The sequence below is a fragment of the Desulfatibacillum aliphaticivorans DSM 15576 genome, from assembly GCF_000429905.1.
Classification (GTDB): Bacteria; Desulfobacterota; Desulfobacteria; order Desulfobacterales; family Desulfatibacillaceae; genus Desulfatibacillum; species Desulfatibacillum aliphaticivorans.
In genome coordinates this window covers 236,573-248,446 of record NZ_AUCT01000006.1, presented here as the reverse complement: position 1 = coordinate 248,446, position 11,874 = coordinate 236,573, and the positions used below count along the sequence as shown (strand labels likewise).

6 protein-coding genes are annotated in these 11,874 nt (G+C 55.5%); all 6 read right to left on the bottom strand.

Annotated elements, in window-relative coordinates; all coding sequences use genetic code 11:
- Nucleotides 1–1,009: 1,009 nt before the first annotated feature.
- The 6 genes from G491_RS0107215 to G491_RS0107190 all read right to left on the bottom strand — a co-directional run bounded on the left by G491_RS0107215 (nt 1,010) and on the right by G491_RS0107190 (nt 11,747).
- Nucleotides 1,010–1,396 (bottom strand): hypothetical protein, encoded by a 387-nt coding sequence (locus G491_RS0107215; protein WP_028314099.1) that lies wholly within the window; start codon nt 1,394–1,396, stop codon nt 1,010–1,012.
- Nucleotides 1,397–1,400: 4 nt separating this feature from the next.
- Nucleotides 1,401–3,362 carry a peptide transporter gene (locus tag G491_RS0107210; protein WP_028314098.1) on the bottom strand — a complete coding sequence of 654 codons (1,962 nt, stop codon included), beginning with the start codon at nt 3,360–3,362 and terminating at the stop codon, nt 1,401–1,403.
- A gap of 12 nt (nt 3,363–3,374) precedes the next feature.
- Nucleotides 3,375–5,384, bottom strand: coding sequence for a DUF6785 family protein (locus G491_RS0107205; protein ID WP_084511386.1), 2,010 nt, complete (start codon nt 5,382–5,384; stop codon nt 3,375–3,377).
- On the bottom strand, nt 5,384–10,132 hold the full coding sequence (locus tag G491_RS0107200) for a M28 family peptidase (RefSeq protein WP_248635336.1): 4,749 nt from the start codon (nt 10,130–10,132) through the stop codon (nt 5,384–5,386). Before G491_RS0107200 ends, G491_RS0107205 begins: the two co-directional genes overlap by 1 nt.
- 167 nt (nt 10,133–10,299) lie before the next feature.
- Nucleotides 10,300–11,052: an ABC transporter ATP-binding protein gene (locus G491_RS0107195; protein ID WP_028314095.1), complete on the bottom strand. Its 753-nt coding sequence runs from the start codon at nt 11,050–11,052 to the stop codon at nt 10,300–10,302.
- A complete protein-coding gene (locus G491_RS0107190) occupies nt 11,049–11,747 on the bottom strand; it encodes an ABC transporter permease (RefSeq protein ID WP_012609728.1) in 699 nt (232 codons plus the stop codon). The genes G491_RS0107195 and G491_RS0107190 overlap by 4 nt, the downstream gene beginning before the upstream one ends.
- Nucleotides 11,748–11,874: the final 127 nt, after the last annotated feature.

The following is an 11,874-nucleotide window of genomic DNA, read 5'->3' as shown; positions in this document are numbered from 1 at the left end:
TGAATAGCGGCGTCATTGCTTTTAATATCTGTAATTTCAAATAGTTCTATATGCATTCCCACGCAAAGCATGGGAACGAGGCCTGTTTTTGGGAGTGCCGCCGTTTGTTTGTCGCCACTGGTTTCAAACTAGGCAAGGGTCAAACTTCATGTGCTCGCGCACCCTGGCAGGATACTGCTCTGCCAGGGCTACCCACAGACATGCCGCCGGATTCCGTCTGCGTGGACTAATGACGCAATGCAGGCGCACAGCTTGCTGTGCTATTCAGGACGCGCCGACCGCGTCCTAGCAGGGCAAGCCCTGCAGCTACACAGCGTATTCATCATTAGAGGCCATTTATAAAAGAGCAGCGCGGCTTGCCGCTCTCATCATTTGGGTGGCCCAGGCAATGCAGTTTGTTGCCTGGGTTGCGCAGCAACAAAAGGTGCGACCGAGAACGTGTGCTGAAATTGGGGGCGTTCGGCGGGCGTAAAGAGTTGGTTGAAACCCTGCTTTTAATCGATTTTGAATAGCGGCGTCATTGCTTTTAATATCTGTAATTTCAAATAGTTCTATATGCATTCCCACGCAAAGCATGGGAACGAGGCCTGTTTTTGGGAGTGCCGCCGTTTGTTTGTCGCCACTGGTTTCAAACTAGGCAAGAGTCAAACTTCATGTGCTCGCGCACCCTGGCAGGATACTGCTCTGCCAGGGCTACCCACAGACATGCCGCCGGATTTATTCATTGTGGATAATTGACGCCATGCAGCGGCGTAATTTGCCAACCTTTCAAAACGCGCAAAGCGCATTTTGAGCAGGGCAAGCCCTGAAACCACATAGTGAGTTTAACGCCTGAGGCAATCAAAAGCAAAGCCGCGCGGCTCGCCGCGCTTACCTTTTGGGTAGCCCAGGCAATGTAGTGTATTGCCTGGGTTGCGCAGCAACACGAGGTGCAGCCTGGAAAGTATGTTGAAATTTGGGGAGGCCGGCGGGCGTAAAGAGTTGATTAAAACCCTTGTTCTCAAAGGAATTAAAACCTACCGAAAATGCGTTTACTCTTGTCTTTTTGCATGGGCTCGCCGGTGTCATTGCATAGGGGGCATTTTTCCGAATAGAAAAATTTTGTGAAGACCTCCTGATACGGAACGATCTCCGCCAAAGGGCGAAAAGGCTTCTTTCCGCATTTCGGGCACTGGATGGCGTAAAAAATTATTCCCATTCCAACGGCGGCGGTCAGCACGGCAATGACAATAAAAAGCTCTATAAAAGAAGATAGAGGCGCAACCCATGGATTGCCGGGGTAGCTATGAGCAACATAAGCCATCGCCAATAAAGCAAATGCTACTATCATGAAGGCCATGGCGGCATTTAGCTTCCAGGTTTGATTTGTTTTGTCGATCCAGGTTTTCTTTTGCATATCGTTAATACGCCAGCCTACCCAACGACTTGAGGATCAAGGCGAAGCCCATGGCGAACATGCCGGTGAGGCCCATGCCGCAGGAGAATCCGGCCAATAGGACCGGCGCGTATTGCCTCCAGGATTTTCCGTATTTCTTGAGGAAGAAAAATCGTCCCAGCAAGGCGCCGGCCACTTCCAACAGCATGCCGTGGGGCGTGCTCTGGCCCAGGCCGCGGACCACGCCGTAAATCAGCATGATGGGCAATCCGAACAGCATGAGCAAAAAGTAGGTCAGCACGCCGAATCCCATGCCGGCCGCCACGTATTCTCCTCGCAAGGCCTGGAAAAACAGGGAATTGCCTTCCAAAGTGGAGGTCTGCATCAGCAAGGAGTTCAGGGCCTGCAAGTGCCATAACTCCTGGGCGTAGGGATAGCTGGAGGACGGAATGGGCGCCAGTCTCCAGATAAACTGGGAAAACAACAGGCTGGCGATGATCACCACGGGGAAGACCACGATTTCCGCCTTGATGATGCCCCGCAGGCTGGTTCCTGTCAACTCAATCTGGCGGAAGTGCACGGTGGCCTCGCCGTAGTTGTGGATGGGGATGGGCGCGTACCAGATTTCAATACCCGAATATCCGAAGAACCGGGCGCCCGCGATAAAGCTGGCCTCCCGCACCAGGGGCAGGCTGACGAACTGGCCGGCAATGCCCTCCATCCGGGCTGAGACGTACGACACCACGGGGGTGTATATAAACCCGTAGGCCAGGAAGAAGATCCACGGAAAGGTCGGCACCAGCCACACGCACAAAAGCACGTAGGCCAGGGTGGAGAATACATAGATCCCCAGGGATATATAAATGCTGAAATCCCCCCTGCCCTCGGGCGGGTTGAAGAGGTTTTTCCACGAGCCCCGCTCGCCCGGCGCGCTTTTGCCGAAGGAGCGCACCACATGCCAGACGCCCACGGCGGCGATGGCCAGCCCCAGGCCGATGCCGAAGCTCATGTAAAAGTCGAAGTTATTGGCGAACACCGTGTCCACCGTGCCCATGCCCGGATGCCACCGGTGCAGGATGCCCACGGAATGCAAAATGGGATTCAGGATAATGGTGATGATCAGGCCCACAAGCCCGCCGATCACCGCCCAGAACGGCAGCACCATGCCGATGAAAATGAGCCCGATATCCAACTGGATGCCGGTTGCCACGGCGGGCAGGACTTGCTCGGTGTAGCCTGTCAGCTCCACCCAGGGTATGGGAATCAACCGGATTGGCTTGGCGAATAGCAGGCCCGAGACTATGGGCAAAAGCACGTAGATGGCGCCGAAGCCCAGGCCGATCATGCCGCCTATGGAGAAAACCCGCCATTTCCAGCTTCTCTTGCGGTCTTCGGTGGATTCGGCCAGGGCCATGGTTCCCAAAGCCCCGACGGGCGCCATGGGGAAAGGCAGCTTTTCCACGTCGGAGGTAATGCGGTACAGGGTGTAACCCAGGCCGAAATGGTCGATGCGCTGGATCAATTGCGCGCCTGCCAGCAGCAGAATGGGCGTCAGCCAGTCCCTATGGAAAAAGGTGCGCTCCACCAGGGAGGTGGAATCGGGTCCGGGCGCCACCCAGCTTGGAATGTATTCCACCAGCCCGAGCATGCGGGCCGCGTCGGACTGCACCAGATATTGGCTCCACAAAAGCCCCTGAAAGGGCGAGGCCAGGGCTGCTCCGGCCATATAATATAAGAGAAAAACCTCCTGCTGCTTCAGCTCTGTATAGGAGCGCTTGGCGATTTCCGCAAACAGGATGATGGTCACCCACCGGGCCGCCGGTCCTATGCCCGTGCCAATGACCAGTTGCAGGTACATGCTTCCGGGCATCATGAGGAAGCCAATGAAGATGGCGCCCACAATGGTTTTCCAGTCAAAGCCCTCTTCAAAGTGGGAGGGAGGCTTTAACAAATCCCGATATTCTTGTAGTTCTTTGTCCTCGTACATTACCCGCAGCCTTTAGTTGTATAGGACCATGTAGCTGGAATCTCCGAACAGCCCGACAATCGCCCAGATCCCGCCCATGACAAAATCCCCGATGATCAATCCCATAAAGAACAAACGCAACCTGTTGAACAACTTGACCCCGCCGTACCGCATGCACAGGGAATTGGCCAGCCAGCCCACGAAAAAGCTGAACCACAGGACTTTCATGGCCGAGCTGTAGGCGGTCAAATATCCGATGGGGTGGATGGGCCACCAATAAAAGCGATGGTAGCAGACCACCAGAATCAGCATGACCACAGCGCCCAGGATGGAAAAGAAATGCACCCAATGGCCCGGGTCCGGGGGCGACTCCACCAGAGTCTGCACATTCTGCAGAGCGGCTAAAGTGGTCCGGGTGGCCCAGTCCAGTTGTAATTCGCGAATGCCGAATTTATAGCACAGGGCCAGCATGGAGATAAAGGACACCGCCACGGCCAGGATGATGGTCACGGTCATGCCCAGTAGGAACATGTTAGGCCTGCCCGCCCTCTTGCTGATTTTGCTTGCATGAAACAGGGAAGGCATGAGCGATTCCCTGAGATCCAAAAACAGGACCTTTTGGCTGACTCCGGCGATTAACACGCCCATCTTGCTGAAAAACTGAGGCCCGAAAAAGGACATCATGCCGTCCAGCGGCGCCATGGTCAGGGAAAAATACGCCACGCCGCCCTGGCAGATAATCCGGCTGGCCACCAGCATGATCATAAAAAACGCGCCTATGACCAAAAAGCTCACAATCAGAGGCATGCCGAAATACCAGTTCCACAAGATGAGAGCCGCGTATCCGATTACAAAGCCCCAAAAGGCATGGCGGGTGGAAAACCACTGCGCCCCGGACCATTCCACGGGCTTGCGCCCGAATGCCTCCCGGACTACGTCGGCCAAATGCCTGCGCGCCAGCCACAGAATAAACAAGAAAAAGATGCCGTATGCTCCCAGCATCTGGGTTTCTTCCGGCCTGGTGATGTTGGGGCCGAAGGTCACGCCCAGGGCGGCGGCCGGGATGTTCAGGCCGAACAGGCTCAAGGCCCCGATGAACAATCCGCCCAGGATGAAGAAGAACCAGAAGGAGAATGATATCTGCCTGGAAGCCAAAAAGGCGAATCCGATATAGGCGGGAAACAAATGAATCTTCAGCTTATGAAACGCGGAAAACAGCCCGTATTTGGGAAAGTACGGCCCGGCCAGAATCAGCGTGGGAATATCGGGCACCGATGGATAATAAAAGTGCAGTCCGTTCAAAATATGCAGAAAAACCGGAATGCACAATCCCGCCAGCAAATACGGATTGCCGAAAAAACCGCCCAGGTTCTTGTTTTGCACGGCCTCTTCCATGGCCAGGGGAACCTGAAGCAGGGGCAAGTTCATGCGTTCGTTGTCCACCCATTGCCTGGCGAAAATGTTCACCATGCAAAGCATGACAAAATAGCTGAGCAGGATGAAAACGCTCCAGGTTATGAGGGGCGTGGTCCAGGCGGACCAGGGGATGTTTTTGATCAACTCCATCCACCCCATGTCCCTGCCGCCGTCCAGGCCGTTGTACAATAATTGGACGGCGTCCGGGTTTTGGGGATACCACGACTTGGGCAGCAAGGGGTGAAGTGTTTCGGCCCATCTGTTACCGGCCGTGGCGAAGTGGTACGGCGCGGTCATGTTGATGAAGAAGGTGCGCACCAACCCGGTGTAGGCGATGCCCGAAACCAGGGCCATTAAAATCCAGGAGACCAGCAATTCCATGCCGGTGAGGATTTCCCGGCCGATCAGTTTGGCCAGGGCGTACGCGACGAGAGTCAGAATCAAAAAGGCGCAAAAGGGCGCCAGGGGAAAATGCCCCCCGCCCAGGGGCGTGCCCTGCAGGTAGACGTTGTTGTAAGGCGTTACCGCGCAGATGACCAGAGCCAGTACGGAGCCCAGGATCACCGCTCTTTTTCTTACGCTCCGGCTTTGCGACCGGGGTTCTATTTCATTGCGTTCCAAGGTCACTATTCATCCGCCGATCGAGAGTTCATGGCATTATTCAGGATATCCTTATACCGGATTTTTTCCTCCGGAGTCAGGGACCTCCAAACCAAAAGCTGTTTGCGTAACTGGTTGACAAAAACCTTGTTGATGCGCTTCCACGCGTTGGTCTCACCCGCTTCCCTGGTGAGGACGGTGCGTATTTCCAGGAAATAGGGATCGTCCTCCGAAGGCGCTATATAAATGTCCACCCGCTGCATGATGCCGAAGTCAAATGGCGCCAGCCAGGCCTTGACTTTCAAATGCAGGCAGTGGCGCTTTTCGCACTGGTTGTCCGTACATAAAATAGGAACGGCGTCGGCGTTAAAATCCATGAATTGGCAATGGGGCTCCACTTCCATTTTGTTGGTGGAAAATATTCCATGGGACACGTCCTGGTAGGAGGCGAAATAATCGGCGATAAACCCGCCGATGCCTCGCACCTCATCGTACCGAATCAGCACGGGCATGGACACGTTGATGACGTTCTTTTCCGCGTCCGGCAAACTCCAGGAGCGATTGACGTCCGGGATGGCGATGCGCGCCGCCACTCTGGACGGGTAGATCACTGAAATCAGGACCACGGCGAAGACCAGAATCATGGCCGCCACGCCCGCCAGGGACGAATAATTGACCGTCAGCCCGGCCCATAGGGACGTGCCCGAGAACAAAGCCGCTGCGGTCTGGGCCACCACGTAGCCCAGGACCACCGATATGACGGCGAAAGCCATGGACTCCGCTACGAACAAAAAGGCAACATGGGAAGGCGCCAGGCCCACGGAGGTGTATATGCCGATCTCGCGCTTGCGTTCGTAAACCGTGCCGATCATGGTGTTCAGCACGATGAGCGCCGCAATGATGATGGGAATGGCGATGTTGGGCACTCCGCTGTAGCTCAATGTGTCGCTGGCGTGATACACGAACACGCCTTTGGGCTCGCCCAGAAAGATGGAGAGCTTGAACCGGTCCACCAGCTTGGCCGCGGTTTTCTTGACGTCCACCCCTTTGGCCGGTTTGAAGGCAATGCCTTTCAGTCCTCCGCCCATGGCCATGACCGTGGTGTGAGGCATGATGATGGTCAGGTTGGGCTCTACATGCTGATACCTGCTTTGGAAGGCTTTGACGTCCTCGCCGGACTCCAGGGCGGCGGCTTCCACCTCGCTCATCTGGGCGGAAATCTCCCCGGGAAAATACACGGGAGTCAGCATTTCATCGTCCAGGTCTCTTCTTTCCTCCAAGACCTTGCTTGAAAACACACCGGCCACGTCAAAAGGCTCGCCCCACAGGGTCACCACGCCGGTTGGATTTTTCGGATCAATGCCCAGGGCTTCGGCCATGCGCTCCGGCAGCAAAACCGCATGGGAATCGTTTTCATCCAGCCAACGGCCTCCAACAAGCTCCTTACCAATGCCCGTAACCTCGGGCTCCGTGCTTGCAAGGCCCACCAGCCCGGCGGCATCAAACACCTTTTCTCCGCGCCGCACCGTAATGTGCAACGGCCGGGTTTTATCCTCCACCTCCAGCCAGACGCGGGGGGCGGAGACGCCCTTTCCGGCCAGAGCGTCCCGAAGGGTTTCCCGGGCTTCCGGCGGCAGGTCCCGCCAGTTGATATTTTTCAGCAGCAGCCCGTTGTACGGCGCCGTATCCATGAACAAGCGCGAAAAGCTGTATCGCAGGCTTTGTATGGAGGTGAAGCTCATGATGGTGAAAGTCAGGATGATCAGGGTGATGCAGGTGAAAGTGGTCCTTAACCTGCGCCTTCTCAGGTTGCTGACTCCCAGGAAAAAAGCCGCGGAAAAAGCCTGCCAGCGCCCCATTTCAGCGGCGCGCACGTGGCTGGCCCGTTTTTGCAGCAAGGTCATTTCCTCTTCAAAACGGAAGAAGATAATAAGGCTGACCACCAGGGACAGGCCGATAATGAAAAAGGCCAAAACCACAACCATGGGACTGTAGGCAAGCTGGAAGGCCGGATGCACTTTGTATATGACGAAAATCAGGGCCGCCAGGATGCCCAAAAAGGCGATAATCCGGCGATGGATGCCGGCAAACGAGAACAAAAGCCGTTCCATGCAAAAGGCGAATGGCACAAACAGGGCGATGTAGAACAATACGCCGAAAAGCACGTCCTTCTGGGTCTTTTCCACGTCGTCGTAAACCCTGCTGGCAAGAGCCCAGGATTTTTTAGCCGATTCGTAGGCCCTGGCGTATTGCTTGGATTTCAGAAACTGCTTGGAACTATCCAGCGCTGCGGTTCCGTCGTCCATGAGCTCCCGCAGCTTGTCGTTGTATATGCCGTGGCTTTCCAAGCTGTCGATGCGCGGCCCTAAAAGCGCCCACATGTCCTTGGCCGCCTGCTGCTCGGTATTCAGGATGGCCGGCTGATCGTCCACGGAAAAGCCCACGCCTTCTGGCGCGCCTTCCGTGGCGTTGGTCAGAACCAGCTTTTTCTTGAGCACCGTGTCCGACAAGGTGAGCTTGAAACGGGACTGGGGCGGCATGAATATGGAGGCCAAAACCGAGGTGCGGGTGTCAATCCGGCTATACCAAAAACGCCGGGGCTCGGCTTCCTGCCTGGCGTCGATCAACTGAATTTTGGTCATGGGCCAGAAGCTGCGCGGCTCCAGCAGGTTGAACAAGGTGGTCTGGCGGCAGGAGAACATGATAAGGTCGGTTTCCGCGGATTTTCTGAGAACCTTGACCCGGTAGGCGTTTTTGCCGGTGGTCTCCTTGTCGATGGCCCAATAAGCCTGGCCGTTCTCGTCAAAACGGTATCCTTCCAGGATCGCCTTATCCGTGGAGTGTTTTTTGTCCGCCATGCCCTTTAGCTGAAAATCGCCTTGGGCGTCGGTCATAACATGGATGATGGAAGGGCCCTGAAAGCAAAGTATGATGGTCTTGGGGGCGGCCTGGTCGGCGAATAGTTCGCCATGACGCATAAATTTTGCGTGGCCCGTGACAGTGGAAAAGCCTAATTTAGGATCTTTTCCGGAATGCAATTCGTCGGCGAATGCCAGTTTTTCCAGGACCCCCAAGACCATTTCGGCCTGCTTGGAGACCGTATTCCAATCCATGTTGTCTATGGTGTCAAACGGCGTCCCCCACATGGGGCGGGAATCGTTGATCGTCACAAAACTGGCGCTGGGATATCCGGCCAGGGCTCCCACTTCGCCGCCCAAGGCGGGCTTATCTCCAAACCAGCTTTGCCAGGTGCGCAGCCCGCTGGGCCTGAGCGTATCGGCCAGGGGATATTCCACGCCTATTTTCTCCAGCTTGGCGGCCGCCTTTTGCATGGCTTTGTCCAGGCCTTTGTAGGCGGAAGTCCTGTTGACTCTGTCTCTAAGGGAATAATGCCACCCCAGGCTGAAGCCGCCGGCGCCGTCCCCGTGGCTGGAAAGATGCAGAGACAAGGCGGAGACCACCTTGTACTCGCCCACCTGTTTTCTGAAGGCCCTGGCCGTTTTGATGATCTTGCGCTGCTTATTGGCGTCCTTGACGACGTATTTCAGGTTTTTTTTGGCGGGAGCGATTAAAGAGTGCATCAACTCCCGATCCTGATCGGTCAAATCCTTGTACGGAACCCAAAGCAGGGAGCGCAAAGCCATGCGTTTTTCCGCCAGCTTGTTGATTTCCTTTTTCTTTTCGTCCTTATTGTCGGCCAAACGCAAACGCATCAGCTTGTTGGATATGGCGTCCACCTGGGTTTTAAGCTCTTCGGACGCTGCGTCCCGCAGGGCCATGAAATCCTCCCTGTTGGAAGGAAACTTGTCGGAAAATGCATTCAGGCTTTCCAAAGCATTTTCGCCGTCCTCAATGACCTTCTCCAGACGGGCTTTTTCTCCCTTGATGATCTTATTTTTGGTGCATAGGCTCCACCACAACTCCCGGGCGCCGGCAAGACCCTGGGCGTGCCCGGCGGTTGCTACAAAGAGAACCGACCGAGGCGGCGGGTTTTCCTTGAGAATGCGGACCAACTCCAGCAAAGCCACGATGCCGCCGGCCTCATCCGCTCCCGGGGACTTGCCGAAAACCAGGGCGGTGCTGTCGTAAAAGGCCTCCACCACCAGGAGTTCCTGCTTGAGGTTTTCGTCGGTTCCTTTTATGAAACCGTAAATATTCTGCGCCTTGACCTGCTCCCAGGCCATGGAGGTTTTCAATTCCGCGTTTTCAGCGGCCAAACCTTTGGGCGCGGATTCATAATCCCCAAAGACTTCCCGTGCCTCGGCTCTGGTCATCCAGAAGCGGGGAAAATGGTAGGGGGTCAGCTCGAATTTCTCCTGGAAAAAAATCTTGGACGTGTTGGGATCGCCCACGTAGATCAAGGCTTTGGCGCCCAAGGAGGCGGCGTTTTGCCAATTCTTGCCCGACTCCATATCCATGAGCATGATGCAGCCGGCGACCTTTTTTCCTTGAAGATCCTGCAGCCCGCCTTTTCCGGCGTAGACCACGGGTCCGGAAACTCCGTTTTCAAAGGATTGGGGAGCAATGGCGTTGGAATAAATGGGATTTAAAGCCACAGGCTGGGAATCCGCCCCCAAGGAAAGGGCGCTTCCCTTATGCTCCAAAATGGGTACGCGAAAGTCCAGGGATTCCATGTCTTCCAGGCCCAAAGCCTTAAAACGCTCCGCAATATAGGCCGAAGCCTGGACGCAGCCTTCCGAGCCCGTGCTGCGATCTCCCAGTGAGGACAGGTAAGCGGTGTCTTTCCGCATTCCGTCGTAATCAAGGGAGGCCAAGCCCGCGCCCGGTAAGCCGAGGCTGACAAGGAACGCCAGCAGAAGGAGGAGCAATCCCGCATAGAATTTATTTGTGTGCATTGGGGGCATATTTGGTTCAGCTCATCAAGAGAGTGTCATGGCCATCATAAAAATCGTTCCGGAGAGAAGCCGCAAATGCATAAAAGTTAATGCTTCTCCGCTGCTTCGCGCGTTCCGATCTGTCCCACGGAAATGTTCAGCTCGTCCCGGTTTTCCACTTTGTCCACCAAGCCGTCCCGAATCCAGACGACCTGATCCGATACATTGAGCATCTTAAAGTCGTGCGTGGCGGAAATGACCGTCACGTTGCGCTCCCGGCTGAGCTTTTTAAGCAGAGCAATGATTTCCTCGCCCGTGGACAAGTCCAGGTTGCCCGTGGGCTCATCAGCCAGGATGATGCTGGGATCGTTGGCCAGGGCTCTGGCCACGGCGACCCGCTGTTGCTGGCCGCCGGAGAGTTCGTTGGGCTTATGGCTGTATCTGTCGCCCAGGCCCACCAGCTTGAGGAGCTCCATGCCCTTTTCCATGGACGCGCTGCTGGTCTCGCCGGCGAATGTCATGGGCAGGGTCACGTTTTCCAGGGCGGTCATAACCTGGATCAGGTTGAAGGTCTGGAAGATGTAGCCGATTTTGCGGCAGCGCAGCCAGGCCAGTTCATAGGCGTCCAACTGGGCGATGTCCACTTCGTCGATGTAAACCCGGCCCGAAGTGGGTTTGTCCAGCCCGCCTATCATGTTAAACAGGGTGCTTTTTCCCGAGCCGGAAGGCCCCATGATGGAAATGTAGTTCCCCGTGGCGATCTCCAAGTTGATCCCCTTGAGGGCCTGTACCGTGATTTTGCCAAGGTTGAAGCTCTTGGTGACTTCCGATACCCTGACCACATTCTCGATATTACTCAAGTTTCAACCCTCATGGCTTCCACTGGTTGCATGCGTGAGGCGATCCAGGCGGGATACAGGACGCCAGCCAAACTTAGCAGGATTCCGGCCGCGATCGCCGTTCCCACGGACATAAACACATGGCTCCAGTTCATATTGGTTAACACCGGAGACCCGAAACGCAGTAAAAAACTAAGCAAGGCGAAAAAGGCGCCGCCCAGCGCCCCCGCAAGGGAGCCGACAAGGCCCTGCATGCCCGCCTCCAACACAAATAGCCGCAAGACAAACCGGTCCAGGGCGCCCAGGCATTTCATAGTGCCGATCTCCCGAAATCGCTCGGTGACGGCCATCAAGTGCGCGTTGACAATGCCTACAACGCACACCAAAAGCGACAATAAGGCTATCCATCGCTGCTTGGGGCTGCTCCCCGCCGTGTCCTGGTCCGGAGCCAAATCATAACCGGACTGAATCAATGCCTGCCGGTATCCCCGCTCTCCTGAGGACAACAATCCATTGGCGGCGTCCGTGCTAACCAGCACAAAGCTGAAAAAACTGATAGCCAACACCAGCGAGGTGGTCGTTATCAGAGAACGAAAAAACCGCGCCTTAATGCTCTTGAACGAAATTTCCAGGGATTTCCTGAACGGAAGAACCACAAGTCTGCTGACTTTGCCTTTCCCTGCATTCGATCCTTGGGCTGTTTCCGCGCTAACCATGAACTTACAAGCCCCCAAAAGAAGCGATAGATTTAAAAAAAACAGGCGTACTTCGCCGTGTTCTGATGGAAATGAGCGTCCAAAGGAAATGATTTATTGAAAGAAATTGGGCGTCCATACGCCCTGT

What these genes read in the sequence shown, in the direction of transcription:
- G491_RS0107210 (WP_028314098.1), bottom strand. Translation starts at nt 3,362, where the DNA reads ATGTACGAGGACAAAGAACTACAAGAATATCGGGATTTGTTAAAGCCT.
- G491_RS0107215 (WP_028314099.1), bottom strand. Translation starts at nt 1,396, where the DNA reads ATGCAAAAGAAAACCTGGATCGACAAAACAAATCAAACCTGGAAGCTA.
- G491_RS0107190 (WP_012609728.1), bottom strand. Translation starts at nt 11,747, where the DNA reads ATGGTTAGCGCGGAAACAGCCCAAGGATCGAATGCAGGGAAAGGCAAA.